Genomic DNA, 17,608 nt, shown 5'->3' with positions numbered 1-17,608 from the left:
AGTGACATTGCCAGCGAGATCACTTACTTGCCCACGTCGATAAGGCGAAGGAGGGCACTTTCTAGATAGAGTGGATTCATGAACCGACCGATCCCGTCTGCCCCAAAGCGCACGCCGTTGACTGCGTCAATGGCCCGCGCGCAGGCAACTGGCGGTCACACGAGTCTGCCAACCGTCGAGGAAGTCTCCTCCGGAGGCATCGTCATCGACTTCGAGAAACCGGATTTTCCGGTGGCGATCATCGCGCGCTACAACCGTGGCGGACGCCTTGAATGGTGCCTGCCCAAGGGCCACCCGGAAGGCGAAGAAACCAACGAGGAAGCGGCCATCCGCGAAATCGAGGAGGAAACCGGCATCGCCGGGCAGATCCTCGCACCCCTGGGTTCGGTTGACTACTGGTTCACCGTGACGAATTATCGGGTGCACAAGACCGTGCACCATTTCCTACTGGAAGCCACCGGCGGGCATCTGACCATCGAGAACGATCCCGATCACGAAGCCGTGGATGTTGCCTGGGTGCCGCTCGATGCCCTGGGCAAACGCCTGTCCTTCCCCAATGAGCGCCGGATTGCAGAACTGGCACGCGAGGTTCTAACGAAGTATGTCTCAGGTTCCTAATTCCTTTCAGGGCTCCGACCACCCGGTAACCGGAGCTTTGGAAATGGTTCCCGAACCGGCAGCCAAGACCCCGGCCGCCTCCGGCGGTTCCAGGTCGAAGGTCTATGCCCTGATGGCCTCGGGCACCCTGGTGTCCCGAATCCTGGGCTTCGTGCGCACGGCGCTGCTGGCCATGGCCATTGGCTCGGTGACCTCGGTGGCGGACATCTTCGAGAAGGCGAACGTCATCCCGACGATCATCTTCATGCTGCTGGCCGGCGGCATCTTCAACGTGGTGCTGATCCCACAGCTGATCAAGGCCTCCAAGGCCGCGGACCGGGGCGCCGCCTACACCTCCAAGCTCATCACCCTCACGATGGTTGTCATGGGCGCGATGGCCGTGATCCTCACGCTGTGCGCCAGGCCCCTGATCGTGGCATTGACCCACAACTGGACCGAGCCGATGATCGTGCTGGGCACGGCCTTCGCCTACTGGTCGCTGCCGCAGGTCTTCTTCTACGGCCTGTACGCGGTGCTCGGTCAGGTGCTCAACGCCAACGGCAGGTTCGCGGCGTTCATGTGGGCCCCTGCGGTCAACAACATCATCCAGCTGCTGGTCATCGGCGCATTCATCATCACCTTCGGCGCCTACTCCTCCGGCGACCCGATGGATACCTGGACCACCGGCAAAACCATCTGGCTGGCCGGCGGAGCGACGTTTGGCATCGTGATGCAGTCGGTTGTCCTGCTGTGGCCCCTGAAGAAGACCGGGCTGAAGCTCAAGCTCGATTTCTCTTGGCGCGGCATGGGACTGCGACATGTGGGCAAGCTGGCCATCTGGACCTTGGCCGCCATGGTCATCGGCAACGTCTCCTCGCTGCTGTACTCAAAGATCGTCTCCGCCGCGACCGCGGCGCGTACCGAGCTGCCTCCCGAACAGGCTGCCTCCGTGGCCGGCGAGTACGCGCTGAACACCTCGCAGCTGATCACCGTGCTGCCGCACTCGCTGTTCGCGCTGACCGTCGCCACCGTGCTGTTCAATGACTTCACCCGCGCCTTCCACGAGAACCGCCGCAAGGACGTCGGCGGCCTGCTCAGCCAGGGCATGCGCTCGACCGCGATTCCCATCGTCTTCTGCACGCTGGTTTTCATCGTGCTCGCCGGCCCGCTGGGACGCCTGTTCGCCGGCAACTCCGAATACGCCGCGCAGGCCGCCGGTGCGCTGGGCCAGCTGCTGGTGCTGACCGCGCTGGGCCTACCGTTCAAGTCCCTGCAGTTCTTCATGCTGCGCGTGTTCTTCGCCGACGAGGACACCCGCACCCCGATGCTGATCCAGACGGCCACCGCCGCCCTGGGCCTGGTGCTCGCGTTCACCGCGGCCGCCGTGGTCGACCCGCTGCACATCGCCTCCGCCATCGCGTTCATCTACGGCCTGACCAACGTGCTCGGCGCGATCGGCACGCACTACCTGGTCAAACGCCGGTACGGCGACTACGGCATCACCGGGGTCATCGACACCTACGTGCGCATCGGCTGGATGGCCACCGTTTCAGCCCTGGTGGGCTGTCTGGCGCTGTGGCTCATGGGCGGTTTCAACTTCGGATTCGCCTACGACTCGCTGATCACCGCCATCATCACGGTGGTCGTCGTGGGCGGCGTTATGGCCGTGGTCTTCATCGGTTTGCTCTACAAGACCAAGGTTCCTGAACTGGACGGGTTCCTGGGCCCCCTGCTGCGCCGAATCCCGGGACTCAAGCGGTAGCGCAGACACCGCGAAGAACCACGGTGATTCTGCCCAAATAGGCACCAATCCACGGACCTCGGCAGGTAACATGGCAGATGGCGGTGCCTCACTGCCATCGAACCGCAAACCAACCCCTTGGAGATGCACGTGTCGCAGCCAATCGATGTCGGCTCCGTTCTCAGCGGCCGTTACCAGGTCACCGAGACCGTCTTGTCGTCCGCAGAAGGCGATCTGGTCCTGAGCGGCATCGATCAGGTGCTCAACCGCGCGGTGAGCATCATGGTGGCATCGGTTCACAATTCCTCCCAGCTGGCCACCAGCGCCCGTGAAATCGCCATGGGCGAACGCACGGCCAACGTCCAGGTCCTGGATTTGGGCATCACCGATTCGAATCAGACCTATCTGGTCGCCAACGTGGCCCGCTCCTCGGACATGCTGGACCTGGTGCTGGAAACGGACGACGCCCCGTACGTGGAACCGTTCTTCACCGATACCCTGGGCACTGAGATCTTCGGCGAATCACGCCAATCCGTCCCCCAGACTTATGAGGACGACGCCGAGTACTACGAGAACCTGCGCTACGAGGACGCTCCCGAGCAGCAGGGCAAGGTCGGCACCGCGCTGTCCAACGGTTTCGCCGGTTTCAAGAACCGCTTCGGCAAGAAGAACCAGCAGCCTACCGAGGACGTCTACGACGACTCGGACTACCAGCAGGACGACTACCAGCAGGCTGAGGCGCCGGCAGAAGCCGACGACCAGACCGCTCCCAACGCCCAGGTGCCTCCGACTGCCGCCACTCCGATGGCTCCGGCGCAGCCCGGGGCTTCCAAGCCGAAGGTGACCCGGCTGGATGACAAGGACGAGCCCAACGTCACCGCGACAGCTGCCTTGGCCGCCGCGGCACAGTCCAAGGGCCAGGCTTCCAAGACCAAACCTGAAGAATCCAGGCCCCAGCAGCAGAAGCAGCAGCCTAAGGCCCAGCAGCCCAAGCCTGCCGCCGCCTCGAACGACGCCAAGAAGAAGGCCGCAGCGGCGGCTGCCGGCGTCGCAGCCGGTGCTGCTGCATCCAAGGCCTCAACCTTCCCGGCAGCGGCCAAGAACGCCCCGGTGCAGAATCAGGACGTCGAGCAGGTGGACGACGAGGAGAGCACCTCACGCGGCACCCGCCTGCTGGTCGGCGCTGTACTGGTGATCGTCCTGGTCATCGGTGTGGTCTTCGCCTTCAACTTCCTGGGTGGCGACAAGGACAACGTGGCCGAAAACAACGGCGCCACGACCACCAGCGAAGCTCCAACCACCCCGGGTGAGTCCAAGACCCCTGAGGAATCCGAGGCTCCATCGCTGCCGGCACCGGCCATCGCCGACGTCTCACGACTGGTTCCGGGCAACCAGGAATTGAACTCGGCAACCGACGATACCTTGTCGAAGATGACTGACGGCAACGCCTCGAGCAGCTACAAGTCCTTCTCGTACACCACAGGAAACTTCGGCGGATTCGCCTCGAACATGGTTTTCATCCTCGAACTTGAAGAGAAGTCGGCTGTTTCCGAGATCTCGCTGGACGGCCTGAACGCCACCGGTGGCGCCTACGAAATTCTCGTGGGCAGCTCGGATGATCTGGGCAGCGCCACGTCCGTGGCCAAGGGTTCCTTCTCCGGGCCGTCGGTCACCGTACCGGTCAAGGATGGGGACAAGGACTTCATGGAAGGCCAGTACATCTTCCTGAATGTCACCGATCTGCCTCGGCGGGCCTCGGGAGCCAATCCTGATCGTCCGTACGGCCTGCAGATCGGCGAGTTCTCCGCCAAGTAACACGCGCGGAATTTTTTACCAAAGCAATGCGTTGAGGTGGATAGTGAGGTAAGCCCTCGCTATCCACCTCGCATTATAAGAATGAAAGGGTTCTACCCCCGTGACTTCAGTACAGAACGATGAAATCCGCGACGTAATCATCGTGGGTTCCGGCCCTGCCGGTTACACCGCTGCGATCTACACCGCGCGAGCAAACCTGAATCCCCTGGTGATTGCAGGTTCCGTAACCGCCGGTGGCGAGCTGATGAACACCACGGACGTGGAGAACTTCCCGGGCTTCCCGCAGGGCATCATGGGCCCGGACCTGATGGACAACATGCAGCAGCAGGCTGAGCGCTTCGGCGCCGAGATCCTCTTCGACGATGTGACCGAGATGAATCTCGAGGGCGAGATCAAGACCCTCTCGCTGGCCGACGGCACTGTGTACCGTGCCCGTTCCATCATCGTTTCCACCGGATCCGCTTACCGCGAGCTGGGACTGGCGGACGAGAAGCGCCTGTCCGGACACGGCGTTTCCTGGTGCGCTACCTGCGATGGCTTCTTCTTCCGCGAACAGACCATCGCCGTGATCGGCGGTGGCGACTCAGCCATGGAAGAGGCGCTGTTCCTGACCAAGTTCGCTTCCAAGGTCATCGTCGTGCACCGCCGCAGTGAACTGCGCGCTTCCAAGATCATGGCTGACCGTGCCCTGGCGCACGAGAAGATCGAGTTCGTCTGGGACTCCGAGGTTGTCGGCATCAACGGCGAGGACAAGGTCAACGGGCTGGTTGTCAAGAACCGTAACACCGGAGAAGAGTCCACCTTGGACGTCACCGGCGTCTTCGTAGCCATCGGTAACGACCCTCGCGTGGATCTGGTCAAGAACCAGCTTGAGCTAACTGCAGAGGGCACCATCGCCGTCGACGGACGCAGCTCCAAGACTTCGCTGCCAGGCGTGTTCGCCGCAGGCGACGTCATCGACTCCACCTACCGTCAGGCCATCACTGCTGCCGGCTCCGGCTGCGCAGCAGCGCAGGATGTCGAGCACTTCCTGGCCAACGTCAAGACCCCGGCAGAAGCCGCAAACTAATTCCTCAGAAAGGGGTTGCATCTCATGAGCAACGCTAAAGCAGTTACCGAAGCAACGTTCCAGGCAGAGGTTCTGGAATCCGACAAGCCGGTCATCGTGGACTTCTGGGCAGAATGGTGCGGTCCATGCCGCCAGCTCGGCCCGATCCTGGACCAGATCGCTGAAGAGCACGCTGAAAAGGTCACCGTCGTTAAGCTGAACATCGACGAGAACCAGGCACTTTCCGCCAAGTACGGGATTACCTCCATTCCGGCCATGTTCGTGTTCCAGAACGGCGAGCACGTAGCGTCCTCCTTGGGTGCCAAGCCTAAGGCTGTCATCGAGAAGGAATTTGCAGCCTACCTGTAGCCAGTACTCGGCATCTTGAGTGGTGCGGCGGGATTTGTTCCCGCCGCACCACTTTTTTGTTCAAAGGGTTCGCAACTGCCCCTACCTCTTGTTAGAGTCGGCATGGTGTTCGATCCTGGACGCGTTCTGCGCATCATTCCAGATAAACATATTCATGCGATTGTTTTTGATTCAGCGACACCAAAATGTTCGTGGAGCTCGCGTTGGTGTCCTGCCAACTGTTCATAACCGTAAGCGGTTGGGGCAGGCTTTCACCAAAGGCGGCCAGAACTTCATCCGCCAGTTGCGCAGGACGTTCTGGTCGTCGGCTGCGATACTCAGGTAACCGAATCCACGAGAATCGCAATGTTCTGGTCGCGAACCGGCAGGATGCCGATTGCGCTGGATCGGATAGTACTGGAGGCCGCGAGCTATCAATTCCCATCACGTCGAGACGATGCCCCGTCCAGCGACGTGAACGATCCGTATCAATGCCTTCCTGCCGCCATTCCCGGCGGCAATGATCCGAGGCTCCAAGGCCGGCCCGTACACCAGCTAACGACTTCATCCAACCACACTAAGCCGTTGCGCCGGCCTCGACAGCCAACCTGCACCACCCCATATCGCTGGAACACAATTGAAAGAAAGCGGGAACTCTTCAGTCGGCAAGACGAAATCGTTCTGGACCCGGACCTTGTTAACTTTGAGCATGCGCTACCGAAGCTTAGTCATTCATGGCGCGGCCAAGCCTGGAATCCTCAGCGTAATTGCGTCGGTACCTGATGACTCAACGCCGAGTTCACATACTTGGCACCCCGCAGCTCGTCGGACCGAAGATTGCCCGATGCGCCCGTCGAGCGGTGGTAAAGATTTGTTCTGGCCCGGCGACGCGTGCAGAATGCAGGCTTCATCAGCACACAGCATTTTTGGTAAAGACAATTGCCGCCCAAGAGTTCACGGCCGCCCCGAAGTGAAAACTTGCTAGTCCTTCGCTGTTCTCCTCAATAAACGCGAACGCACTTGCATCCCTGGCCAGCGCCCCATGGGGGTTCCGGCACCTGTCGCCAACACCGTTGCAATTCCAGACTCAACGGCACCCGCATAGCCACCTTGCCGGCACCTTTCATCAATCAATCTATTCAACCGGACGCAAGTTCCTACCTGCTGCTCGAACATAGTCGTCACTGCGAAATATCGAAATCGTCGTTGAGTTCCTCTTCAGCACGCTGGCATACTCGCAGCGACAGTGGTGCAGTTGGAGTAGGTGGATTCGTTCGCTGTACTAATTCAGGGCTCACTGCTGAAAGGCGTTTCTAGCCATTGGCATAGCATTCATGCTTGCGAATACCACCCATTCCTCTCTGCAGCCCAGGCGTGTGGCTTTACGCCGCCAGGAGGTAGTTCAAGGTTGTCCTGCGTTCTGCGACTCGTAGACTGGGCTGCAGATACGCGTTTCTTCGGATACTGCCCACTCCCCTGATTGACGCTCGCACTTCGCATCATTCACATATTTCAAGTGTTCGCAGGAGCGGGTCGAATGCATCTGTGCGTGTTGACCGGACCCCTTTTCGTTCCCACCGACAGGCCATTCCCCATGTACTGTTTCACGTGAAACATGATCGCGCACGATACCCTATTGGTGCATGAGGCCTACACTCGACGAAGCTGCTTCCGTGGATCTGTTTCACGTGAAACATGAGTCGAAACTGACCGGTGCTACAGCACTGGTGATGTTCCACGTGAAACTTCGCGCCGAGGGCTAGCCTGCACTGGCACTTCGCCGCGTTGTTTCACGTGAAATATGCTCTGCTCCCAACAACGACAGAGAGCCTGCGTTCGAAACAGTGGCCAATGCCGAGCAGCGCGAGTGAATGCCACGGGGATTAGGAGTGGCCCGGCGAAGGTCAACCGCTCCCCCGATCCCTTAAAGAAGGATGTCGAGACGGACTGCATGTGCAAACCGCGCCGGGGACGCCCCACAAGCTTCACGTACTGCGCAGGCAAAATCACGAGCCCCAGCTCCGTCCCGCTACCGACATTCAAAGACATCGTTTCAGGGGCAGTCCATCGGCCCCTGAAGGCTACGCAGCCGCCGGCAAGCTGCTGGGTCCCTCCTCAGGCGTTCCCGTCGGGTGCAGTCGCCAATACCACCGCAGCTGCGAAGACGTCGCGGAGCCAGCCGCATGGTGGCTTGCAGATCCCTTGCATAGCAGAAGGCAACCAGCTTACAGTCATTGGTGGCCGCTCGGAAAGATCCAATTTTATGACCTCCGGTGAGCAAGACCGTTCAGTGTGGAAGCATTCGTCCCACGGACTTGACCTACCGTACACAGCCGAAGCCAGCCGCATAGACCATAGGTACCGTCTACTCCTTGAAGCAGAATTCCCCTATCTTTGACCGAACCAAAAAATGATGCCGAATCGAATGGAATCCGGAAATTACCCGCAGGAATAACAAGGCAGAGCTCCACGTAGGTCGACTTCCGCAGCAGCTGCCTCAGCTTGCCTGTGTGCCTTTCTGCCGGCATTTCGGACTCCATTGCCAGTGGAACAGCTGCTGAAGCACTCAGGCGTCACAGATCGTTCTTCACGAGCCTGTGCGTGCGACAAGGAACATTGAGGGCAAAACTATTGAGCACGAACGGGATACGTTGGGGTTCAAATATGCATGGCAAGTAGATCCGATCTAGACCGTTCTGGCTTCGTTCCATCTGTTCATAGCCCATCTCAAATCAGCACCCGCCTGGCCACCGAAGCTCATATCTGAAGTCGTTCCCCGACCCATCATCAAGATTCGGTGGCATCACTTTCGTACTAGAAACTGCCAAACTCAAGAACGAACCCGTACAAGCAACGCGAGCGGCACCACGTTGCAGTCTTCATAGCCTTTTCCTCGAAGAAGCATGGGCACGATAATTATCGAGTCGGGCGAATTCAGCAGGCGATGCCCGCTCGACGATCCAGGCAATAGATAGGTCTCCACCCGGAATCACCTTAGCGGCAATCATGCACTGCACATTCTGGTTTTAGGTAGGGCAGCAGTACGTAAAGCAAACCTCGTGTGGCCCGATAGTAGAACTCGCTCTGACCGATTCAGAGGCAGGATTAAACCAAGGCGCCAGTTCTTCCCCCGCGATTCAGTTGGCTGAATGCGGTCGGAAACATCGTGGCCAGAACTTGGTAGAGTTCGTACCTCCAGATGCCTGGACATTCGCGGACAAGTTGAATGACAGCCCGAAGAAGATCGGCCATCTCATTTCCAGGATTCACGTCGTTTCCCTTCAGCAACTGAAGAATCAATTTCCTTCGGTGGGGCATCATTCATCGTGTGGCAACCAATATGCGTTCATGCTTCCGGCTCAATGGAAGATGCACATCATTTCCATTCTTCGGGGCCACTATCGCAAGCATCAACGCCATCTTCAGGGCAGAGGTAATCCTCTATCGACGGATTTGCGACGTGGCAAAGTTGCACGCGGAAATCCGACATACAGCGCATCGCAACACACCTGATAGACCAAAAGCATTAAATTAGCAAAAGGAAGTCCTTGAATTACACATCGCAATCTATCTGAGCTCTTGGTTCTGTTAATACCAGATTATTCGGCGTTCACGGATAGGAATCCAACCCCGAAAATACACAGATGAACTTCTGGAGGTCCTTTGCTTCAGCAGTCTCTACGGATGTGCACCGCAACGCTTGGCTGCTCAGGAATTGAACATGGCGCAGGCTCTACTACCAGCGTGCGTGGGAAAGGATCCCGCTGGCGCGGACGAGAGATTGCATACGTTGAGCAGCTGGCGGTGCCTGATGACGCTAGCAATTACCCCGTCGGGTAATTGTATGAGGTTCAGAATGCGTCGAGGTGATCGTGCCAGACTACTCCCCCTTCTGCCGGTATATTCCTCCTGAACTTCCTTCAATATGTAGGAGCAACGCCGCTACGCACGGTGTTGTACACACCAAGTACGGCAGATGCTGCTGTAGGTGATTCACTTTGAAGATCGTGTTCACCCGTGTCGTAGTTGCATCAATACCCGCTCAGGTTGACCTTCTCTGCATCCAGGGCGAACGTTTCCAGCGAATAGGTTGCCTCTAGCCAGGGAGAGTTTTGGAGACGTACTCATGGCCGAGAGGACCAGTCTCTCTACTGCGTCGACGCTAGCTTCGTAGTTCACTGTAGGGACCTATCCTCCGGGGAAGAATCTAGAAGACTCTACTCATCTAGAAATTGCCCGTTGTGGTTGTGCAGATAGATTTTCTGCTTGTGTTGATGCCAATTTGATCTTCATCCGTGGCCCGATTGCGTCGAATTGAACATGAAACTGGGCAGCCCAAAGCAGGGTGAATAATCGGAGGTTTAGGAGCCACCGATATTCCAATTCAGAGCCGCCTGCCAGGTCACCGCGCCGGCAGGCGGCGCCGGGAACGCATCCCGCCAGTTCGATGCCCCGTCTGGAATGCCGCACCGGGTGCCCCGACTTTGCCCGTTTCTTCGGGGGCAGGATTTCCAAGTTGGCGTCAACCTGGCCGACTTCTTTGTGGAGTGTGCGCTAATCCAGTTGCGTGAACATGCTCTTGTGCTCGTTGCGGCCAAGGAATAAGAACTGTTGGTACACCCTTCTCCCTGTCAGCTCCTTCCACTCGTCCCAGCCGCTTGAGGCAACATTGGCCGCATTCAGGACTTCGGCGGCAGTATTGCGGGACACCGCGAGCCGACACGATGTCGCGTCCCGGGAGCCCCTCGACCTGAAGCTGGAGTAGCCGCTTCGCTTTGTTCTTTTATGGCATTGGCAACGGCTTCTTCCACACATCCAGTTGCAAGGCCGGGAGGAATTTTTGCATGGCGGCGCTGGAAGAGAATAACGCGGCATCCGGCAGGTGGTTCTCGAAGAGTCGAATATTCGGCACGGTCCCAAGAATCTCCGTAGTCAGTTCTGCGCCATCTTAGTGGTGAATTGGAATAGCGTCAGCGATACCCAGAATTGATGGAATCAGACGATCCCCTAGCGCCTTCCAGCTAAGCGACAACTCCGGGGGCGACGTATAAGGGCGGTGACACCATGCTGCGCGCCTCAGAAGGCCTCTGAGAGCCCATGGATCGCCTCAGTGCGGGGTAGAAGCCATATAGGGGGCCTGAGAGGCGCTGTGTACGGTTCTAGCGGCCAGCAGGGACGATCTTGGCAGCAACTTATCCGAGCTTCACTACATGGCAACGGTGCCATAGGTGAAAGATTGGTCCGGGCACCCACGTTCATTGCCAGTGACGCTGTAATTCCCAGAAATATCGCTCTGGTCAATCGACGAACCACCCGTAGCCACTCTCCCTTGGCTAATCCGAGGTAAATATCTTTCATGCGGGCCGGCGCTCCAATGGCAGTTGGGACTTCATCCAAGGACTCTGTTGTTGATCCACAGGCTTTGTTGCCAGCTACAGTGCGCTCTTCGATTCCCCCGCTGCGGACTGATGTTCGACGGAGAATCCAGTGCGAGGAACAGCATCTGTTTCGGTCCGGATGGCAGGCCTCAAGCATAGTCCATGCAACTAAGCGCCCCAATGAAAAAGTCCTGCACCATCGACACTGAACGTGCCCGCGTCGTCGCTCCGATAGTTAGGACAGATTCGGGCAGGTGCAGTGATTCAGGCTCGGCACGAGAAGCATGTTTGGCTCTATGGTGATGCTGTTTGCCCTTGGCAGCATCTAAGAATTATTCGTGGCCATGTTCGCAGGTATCCCCCAATGCATTACACCATTCGCAAGATCATGCTCTTCGAGCTATCCGAGTCGTGGGTGCGGACCGATTCGCCGGATGGGTCTCCGGAAACAAACTGGGTAATAACATAACGTTCGCACTAGCCATCAACAATGGAAACAAGTAGCCCCGGACTGCGCTCGATACCTCAGCTTCAGGATCAGCATTATTGCCCAAGCGGTCTATTGGCCAATTGGATTGTTGTGACCGCAGTATCCGGAGTTTTGCGTGTGACAATTGCATTGTCCGCTGTAGCAACTACCAGGGTCGGTTCCGGTCCATCATGTCCACTGCTCCGAAGGGTAAAGGAAGCGTTCCCAAATACCTTGGCAATGCGTCCTCTTGAGTCCTGGTTTTGTAGTGCATTTTCTTATCGATCCGGGTGTTGAAGCAGGAATTTCAAATCAATCGTCCATCGTCTCGTCTCCCCAAATCAGTCCCATCGACAAGTCGAGAGGTGTTTCACGTGAAACACGGCTCGTGCGAAACGCAGTTAAGGCAAACAGGGTGCATGTTTCACGTGAAACATGCACCCTGAATGGATGGGACTATTAGGATTTCATATTCGGATCGAGAACTTCCATGATTCGATTCAAATCTTCGACAGAGGCGAATTCGATACTGACCTTGCCTTTGCGACTGCCCAGCTGGATCTTGACGTTTGTATCGAGCCTGTCTGCAAGTGATGTCGCGATAAAGTCGAGCCTCTCATTCCGCTGTGCCTCGCGTACCTTGCGCCCCTTAGGTTTTGGCTTGTCATCGCTCAGGGCAACTGCTTCTTCGGTGGCGCGCACAGACAGGCCTTCGTTAATAATGCGTTGGGCGAGCTGCTCAATCGCCTCGTTATTGGAAAGCCCAAGAAGAGCGCGGGCATGACCTGCAGAAAGCACACCGGCAGCAACACGACGCTGCACCAGTGCCGGTAGCTTCATGAGGCGGATCGTATTGGAAATCTGCGATCGAGAGCGCCCGATTCGATCCGAAAGCACTTCTTGAGTGCAATTGAACTCTTCAAGTAGCTGTGCGTATGCAGCCGCTTCTTCCAAGGGGTTGAGTTGCGAACGATGCAAGTTCTCCAAAAGTGCGTCGCGCAGGAGATCCGTATCTTGCGTATCCCGAATGATCGCAGGAATTGTCGAAAGCCCTGCTTCCTGGGTTGCCCGCCAACGGCGTTCACCCATAACCAGCTCATATGGTGCGTCGTTCTTTTCACGAGACGGACGCACGACGATAGGTTGCAAGAGACCGATTTCGCGGATCGAGTGGATGAGCTCATCCATATGTTCTTGGTCGAAATTGGTACGCGGCTGCTTGCGGTTCGGATGGATAAGCTTGACGTCAAGCTCGGCGAACTGTGCTCCAGGAACATCGACGAGCCCGTCAGTTTCAACCTCGACAATGGGTTCCGCGGGCTTCGGCTTGGTCGACGCAACCGTGGAAGTGAGTCCCGGCATAGTTGCTCGCGCCTTCTTGCCGGAACGCGATGAAGTGCTTGTAGACGCCGGAGAGGAGGATTTTCTCCCCGGTTCGAAGAACATGTCTACGGGGCGAGCTGGTTTGGCTTTAGACGGCGGAGGGGTCGTTTCCGGCGACGTTGTTTCACGTGAAACATCCGTTTTTTCTTCTGGAGCCGTCGCTGCTGGCGAGCTGGAAATCAGCGCACCTAGTCCCCTGCCCAAGCCACGTTTCTTCTCGGCCATTTGATGCACGCCCTTTCGTCCAGAATCTCAGCCCACGACTAGTCTACTGTTACCTGCGATAGGAGTTGGGACGCGTTGCACTAGTAATCCGGGTGTTTCCATCACTTCCGGAATTTGGTACAAATAATCCGTCTTAAACAACCAAAAGCAGGAGTTTTCCTTCTCTTCGTTGCTGAAATGCTTCGAGCTAGGCTTTGACTCCACGGTCAGCTATTTCCTGTGCTGCCTCCGAGTACGAAAGAGCTCCTGTGGAGTTCGGATCGTAGGTGATCACGGTCTGCTGGTAGCTTGGCGCCTCGGAAATTCGAACTGAACGAGGAATCACGGCCTGGAGCACCTGCTCGGGGAAATGCTCGCGAACTTCGTTAGCAACTTGAGCGGCCAGGTTGGTTCGTCCGTCGTACATGGTCAGCAAGATGGTTGATACTGTGAGTCGGGAGTTAAGGTGTTTCTGAATCATCTCGATGTTCTTCAGCAACTGGCTCAGGCCTTCCAGGGCGTAGTACTCGCACTGGATCGGGATCAGAACCTCGCGTGCTGCAACGAAAGCATTGACTGTCAGCAGTCCGAGGCTCGGCGGGCAGTCGATGAACACGTAGTCCAGACGCGGCTGTCCCAAGCGCTGTCGGGTACGCGCGTAGTCGTCTAATGCGCGTTGCAGACGCTGTTCGCGGGCTACGAGGGAAACGAGCTCGATTTCTGCGCCTGCTAGGTGGATGGTAGCGGGCGCAACCTGAAGCGAAGGCAGATCAGGGCAAGTAGCTACCACGTCTGCCAGCGGTACGTCGTTAATCAGAACGTCGTAAATGCTGTCTACCTCGGCGTGGTGCTCAATGCCCAGCGCGGTCGAGGCGTTGCCCTGCGGATCGATGTCGATCACCAGGACATTCAAACCTCCCTTGGCCAATGCAGCAGCCAAGTTGACGGTCGTAGTTGTCTTTCCTACGCCACCTTTTTGGTTTGAGATAGTGAAGTATCGGGTCTTGTCAGGCTTGGGCACCTTACGGGCCTCCAAAGCTTCGCGTCGACGATGTTCGCTCGCCAGCTGGCTAGCTAACGGCGAGGAAGAGTCGTTGAAGTCAAAAGCGCTGCTCGACGAATCCTTGGTCTTAGACAAGGTTAAACTCCTCCTCATGGAATGATGCAGTCGCACTTTCTGACTGTCATCGACAATGTTTCACGTGAAACATTCAAAACAAGTCTTTAAGTTTGCAATCAGCTTTTTATGTCGAATTTCTTCAACATAACCGCGTCTGGCGCACCTAGAGCTGTTTCAAGCCTAACTCGTTGGACTAGCCAACCTTGATACGAACCACCGTAGTAGGTTCGGCGAGGAGTCCTTCCCCGATCACCATAACTTCGGTTTCCTTACCGCCCAGCTTGCGGATGGCCTTCGAAGCCTTGTCGATTTCCTCGGCGGCAGAGCGGCCCTTGATGGCGATGAGCTCGCCCTCACCGTGCAGCAATGGAATCGTCAGTCCGGCAAGATTAGTCAGCGCCGAGACAGCGCGTGCGGTCACGTACCGGGCATTGACGACGTCTACCATCTGCTCGGCGCGGCCACGCATGACGGTGACGTTGGTCAGTCCCAAGTCATCGATGACTTCGGAAAGCCAGATGCAGCGGCGCTCCAGGGGCTCGATCAGCGTCAGGTTCAGGTCCGGGCGGGCGATGGCCAAGCAGAGCCCTGGCAGGCCGGCACCGGAGCCCACATCGGCTACCTCGGCGTCCTTCTCCATGACCGACTCGATGACCGCGCAGTTGAGTACGTGACGGGACCAAAGGCGGGGCACCTCACGCGGGCCGAGCAGGCCGCGCTCGATGCCGGAGGTAGCCAGATGCTCTACATAGCGCTTGGCAAGATCAAGACGGTCCCCGAAGATCTTTTCGGCGGCGAGCGTCTCTTCTGGGGTGAGGCTGAGGTCCTCAGTCATTGCATGGTCCTTTGGTTGTTCACGTACGCTTTCGGCCGGCGCGGATTAGTTGTCCAGCATTGACACAACGATGTGCCGGCGGCCCGACTCACCCTCGGATTCGGAGTGCAGTCCAGCGTCGGCAATGACGTCGTGGACCAGCTTGCGCTCATAGGCGCTCATCGGCTGCAGGTGGACGTCCTCACCGGTCTCTCGGGCCTTGTGAATCGCTTCGTCGGCGATGGCACGCAACTGCTCGGCTCGATCCGAACGGTAACCGGCGATGTCCAGAACCAGTCGCGAACGCTCTCCGGTAGCGTTTAGGACAACCAGGCGGGTAAGTTCCTGAAGTGCGTCCAGGACTTCGCCATCCTTGCCGACAAGGCTGCTCAGATCGGCGCCTTCTTCCTCGGTCACGATGGAGATGAACGTGCGGCCACCGCGGATTTCGATGTCGATGTCGCCATCGAGGTCCGCGATATCCAGGAGCTCCTCAAGGTAGTCAGCGGCGACGTCGCCCTCGTCCAGAACTTCCTGTTCGGAATCGACCTGGTTTTCCAGATCGTTCACTTCAATGTTTTCGGCTGCAGTCATGGCTATTTCTTCTTCCGGCGGTTCTTACGCTGCGGCTGCTCGCGCTGGCCCTTAGGCTGCTCGATGACGGGCTGCTCAGCTTCTGCGTTCTTCTTCTGGCCAACTGGTGGCAGGCCCTTGGCGGCGCGTCGGGCGTTGAGCTCACGCTCTGCTTCGGAACCCGGAGTCGGGTTGTTGTGGATGACCCAGTACTGCTGGCCGAGGGTCCACAGGTTGGTGGCGGTCCAGTAGATCAGCACACCGATTGGGAAGTTGATGCCGCCGATGCCGAAGACCAGTGGCAGGATGTACAGCATCATCTTCTGCTGCTGCATGAACGGGCCCTGCAGGGCTTCTGCGCTCATGTTCTTGGTCATCAGCTGGCGCTGGGTGAAGAACTGGGAAGCGATCATGGCAAGGATCATGATCACGGCGACGATAACGACGGCCCAGTTGGTGTTGCCGGAGTTGAAGGTGCCCAAGAACGTCTCGGACAGTGGCGCGCCGAAGATGGTTGCTGCGTCGAAGCTGCGGATATTCTCAACCGACAGGGCGCCGACGGACTGGCCGGACTCGCTTGCATGGGAGGCGTTGTTCAGCACGCGGAACAGCGCGAAGAAGAACGGCATCTGGATCAGCAGCGGGAGGCAGGAAGACAGCGGGTTGGTCTTGTGCTTCTTGAACAGCGCCTGCTGCTCCTGCACCATGGCCTGACGCGACATCTGGTCGGTCTTGCCCTTGTATTTTGCCTGCAGCTTCTTCAAATCCGGCTGCAGGGCCTGCATGGCGCGCTGCGACTTGATCTGCTTGACGAATACCGGAATCAGCAGGGTACGGATCAGCAGCACGAGGAAGATGATGGACAGAGTCCAGGTGACACCCGAGTCGGGATTCATGCCGATGAGCGTGAACAGTTCGTGGAAAGCCCACAGAACCCAAGACACCGCATACGTAAACGGAGTCAATATCGTGTCTAGGAAGTTGTTCATCAGAGGTCGCGCTCCTTGCGGCCGCTATCCGCGGCGTCTTCATCGTCGGGAATCACAGGATGATTCAAAACTATGATCCTCGGCAGTTTACCTTCTGGCCAAATCCTCGGTCCCTCAGGAACGTGATCGACGCCTCCGTGGGAGCACGGATTGCACCGGAGGATCCGCCATGCGGTTAGCCCGACACCTTTAACGACGCCGTGCTGGGTGACTGCTTCGAGCCCATAGGCAGAACAGCTGGGGAAATATCTGCACACATCGCCGTACAACGGCGAAATGATTTTTCGGTAGATCTTGAGCAACCCGATCAAGATATTGCGTGGAATGTCGATGACGAACCACAACACTCCTGTGCGGGGTGCTGAATCTTTGCGCATCAGCGTGCCTCGGTCTTTCGAACTGCCGAGGCAAATGCCGAGGAAACCTGCGAATGGAGTTCGTCCCAGGAGATTTCTGCAGCTCCAGGGAGCGCACGTACGACGATGTCCAGATTTCCGTCCGCACGCCGAAGCTCATGGGCTATTTCGCGCATTCTCCGCTTGGCAAGGTTCCTTTTAACGGCAATACCTACAGCCTTGGACACAATGAATCCAAACCTGTCCCCCGATTCTTCATCAATCCGGGGTCGTGCATATAGCACGACGTTCCGGCGTCCGCTTCGGACGCCGGAACGTACAGTGGCTGTAAGGTCCTGCGCTAGGCGCAGTCGCTGATTCTTTGGCAACATGAGATTTCTTCGTGACTCTTAGCCGAGTCCAGGAAAACTACGCTGCCAAGAGCTGTGTCGCAAATTTATGCGGACAGCTCGCTGCGACCCTTGCTGCGGCGTGCCGACAGGATGGCACGACCCGCACGGGTACGCATACGAAGGCGGAAACCGTGCTTCTTGGCACGACGACGGTTGTTTGGCTGAAAAGTCCGCTTGCTCACGGTGATACTCCAAGACGTTTAGTGATACGCCCTACCCGTTGCTAGCTAGCTGGATAACAACTTGATGGCGCACATTTATTTTTTGAAAAACGCGAGGTTCGGCGGGCTCTTCTAAAACTGAGCAGGTCGCAAAACGCACGCATAGGACTAAATAACAATAGAAAAAACTGCGCGACAGGTCAAATTGGCGCACCTGTAG

The 17,608-nt window shown here is 57.6% G+C and carries 14 protein-coding genes; 5 read left to right on the top strand and 9 right to left on the bottom strand.

Annotation, left to right across the window (positions count from 1 at the left end; all coding sequences use genetic code 11):
* Positions 1-78: 78 nt before the first annotated feature.
* The 5 genes from DFO58_RS15690 to trxA all read left to right on the top strand — a co-directional run bounded on the left by DFO58_RS15690 (position 79) and on the right by trxA (position 5,570).
* Entirely contained in the window at positions 79-618 is a 540-nt protein-coding gene (locus tag DFO58_RS15690; protein WP_047120557.1) for an NUDIX hydrolase, read from the top strand.
* Positions 602-2,359 (top strand): murein biosynthesis integral membrane protein MurJ, encoded by a 1,758-nt coding sequence (murJ, locus tag DFO58_RS15685; RefSeq protein ID WP_286163631.1) that lies wholly within the window; start codon positions 602-604, stop codon positions 2,357-2,359. The genes DFO58_RS15690 and murJ overlap by 17 nt, the downstream gene beginning before the upstream one ends.
* Positions 2,360-2,488: 129 nt before the next feature.
* A complete protein-coding gene (locus tag DFO58_RS15680) occupies positions 2,489-4,153 on the top strand; it encodes a hypothetical protein (protein ID WP_147407305.1) in 1,665 nt (554 codons plus the stop codon).
* A 100-nt stretch (positions 4,154-4,253) separates the two neighbouring features.
* Positions 4,254-5,222, top strand: coding sequence for a thioredoxin-disulfide reductase (gene trxB, locus DFO58_RS15675; RefSeq protein ID WP_053799278.1), 969 nt, complete (start codon positions 4,254-4,256; stop codon positions 5,220-5,222).
* A 24-nt stretch (positions 5,223-5,246) separates the two neighbouring features.
* The gene (trxA, locus tag DFO58_RS15670; RefSeq protein ID WP_047120561.1) at positions 5,247-5,570 is read left to right on the top strand and encodes a thioredoxin; all 324 of its coding nucleotides are present in this window, start codon (positions 5,247-5,249) and stop codon (positions 5,568-5,570) included.
* Positions 5,571-5,703: 133 nt separating this feature from the next.
* Here the strand turns inward: trxA and DFO58_RS18310 are convergent, their stop codons facing one another.
* The 9 genes from DFO58_RS18310 to rpmH all read right to left on the bottom strand — a co-directional run bounded on the left by DFO58_RS18310 (position 5,704) and on the right by rpmH (position 17,409).
* Positions 5,704-6,117, bottom strand: a complete 414-nt coding sequence (locus tag DFO58_RS18310; protein WP_147407304.1) for a hypothetical protein — start codon at positions 6,115-6,117, stop codon at positions 5,704-5,706.
* Positions 6,118-11,855: 5,738 nt separating this feature from the next.
* Entirely contained in the window at positions 11,856-13,004 is a 1,149-nt protein-coding gene (locus DFO58_RS15660) for a ParB/RepB/Spo0J family partition protein (RefSeq protein WP_053799280.1), read from the bottom strand.
* 187 nt (positions 13,005-13,191) lie between these two features.
* On the bottom strand, positions 13,192-14,121 hold the full coding sequence (locus DFO58_RS15655; protein WP_082124035.1) for a ParA family protein: 930 nt from the start codon (positions 14,119-14,121) through the stop codon (positions 13,192-13,194).
* Positions 14,122-14,296: 175 nt separating this feature from the next.
* On the bottom strand, positions 14,297-14,938 hold the full coding sequence (rsmG, locus tag DFO58_RS15650) for a 16S rRNA (guanine(527)-N(7))-methyltransferase RsmG (RefSeq protein WP_053799281.1): 642 nt from the start codon (positions 14,936-14,938) through the stop codon (positions 14,297-14,299).
* 45 nt (positions 14,939-14,983) lie between these two features.
* A complete protein-coding gene (locus DFO58_RS15645) occupies positions 14,984-15,511 on the bottom strand; it encodes a R3H domain-containing nucleic acid-binding protein (RefSeq protein ID WP_120991619.1) in 528 nt (175 codons plus the stop codon).
* 2 nt (positions 15,512-15,513) lie between these two features.
* A complete protein-coding gene (gene yidC, locus DFO58_RS15640; protein ID WP_047120567.1) occupies positions 15,514-16,479 on the bottom strand; it encodes a membrane protein insertase YidC in 966 nt (321 codons plus the stop codon).
* On the bottom strand, positions 16,479-16,856 hold the full coding sequence (yidD, locus tag DFO58_RS15635) for a membrane protein insertion efficiency factor YidD (protein WP_053799283.1): 378 nt from the start codon (positions 16,854-16,856) through the stop codon (positions 16,479-16,481). Before yidD ends, yidC begins: the two co-directional genes overlap by 1 nt.
* A complete protein-coding gene (gene rnpA / locus DFO58_RS15630) occupies positions 16,856-17,206 on the bottom strand; it encodes a ribonuclease P protein component (protein WP_082124036.1) in 351 nt (116 codons plus the stop codon). The genes yidD and rnpA overlap by 1 nt, the downstream gene beginning before the upstream one ends.
* 65 nt (positions 17,207-17,271) lie before the next feature.
* The gene (rpmH, locus tag DFO58_RS15625) at positions 17,272-17,409 is read right to left on the bottom strand and encodes a 50S ribosomal protein L34 (protein ID WP_082124037.1); all 138 of its coding nucleotides are present in this window, start codon (positions 17,407-17,409) and stop codon (positions 17,272-17,274) included.
* Positions 17,410-17,608 lie beyond the last annotated feature (199 nt).

This window comes from Arthrobacter sp. AG1021 (assembly GCF_003633665.1).
Classification (GTDB): Bacteria; Actinomycetota; Actinomycetes; order Actinomycetales; family Micrococcaceae; genus Glutamicibacter; species Glutamicibacter soli.
Note: the sequence above shows the minus strand (reverse complement) of the source record. Positions and strands in the feature narration are given on the sequence as shown.

Coding starts and splice junctions, on each gene's coding strand:
- yidD (WP_053799283.1), bottom strand. CDS start 16,856: ATGCGCAAAGATTCAGCACCCCGCACAGGAGTGTTGTGGTTCGTCATC.
- trxA (WP_047120561.1), top strand. CDS start 5,247: ATGAGCAACGCTAAAGCAGTTACCGAAGCAACGTTCCAGGCAGAGGTT.
- DFO58_RS15645 (WP_120991619.1), bottom strand. CDS start 15,511: ATGACTGCAGCCGAAAACATTGAAGTGAACGATCTGGAAAACCAGGTC.
- DFO58_RS15690 (WP_047120557.1), top strand. CDS start 79: ATGAACCGACCGATCCCGTCTGCCCCAAAGCGCACGCCGTTGACTGCG.
- rsmG (WP_053799281.1), bottom strand. CDS start 14,938: ATGACTGAGGACCTCAGCCTCACCCCAGAAGAGACGCTCGCCGCCGAA.
- yidC (WP_047120567.1), bottom strand. CDS start 16,479: ATGAACAACTTCCTAGACACGATATTGACTCCGTTTACGTATGCGGTG.
- DFO58_RS18310 (WP_147407304.1), bottom strand. CDS start 6,117: ATGAAGTCGTTAGCTGGTGTACGGGCCGGCCTTGGAGCCTCGGATCAT.
- DFO58_RS15660 (WP_053799280.1), bottom strand. CDS start 13,004: ATGGCCGAGAAGAAACGTGGCTTGGGCAGGGGACTAGGTGCGCTGATT.
- murJ (WP_286163631.1), top strand. CDS start 602: ATGTCTCAGGTTCCTAATTCCTTTCAGGGCTCCGACCACCCGGTAACC.
- rnpA (WP_082124036.1), bottom strand. CDS start 17,206: ATGTTGCCAAAGAATCAGCGACTGCGCCTAGCGCAGGACCTTACAGCC.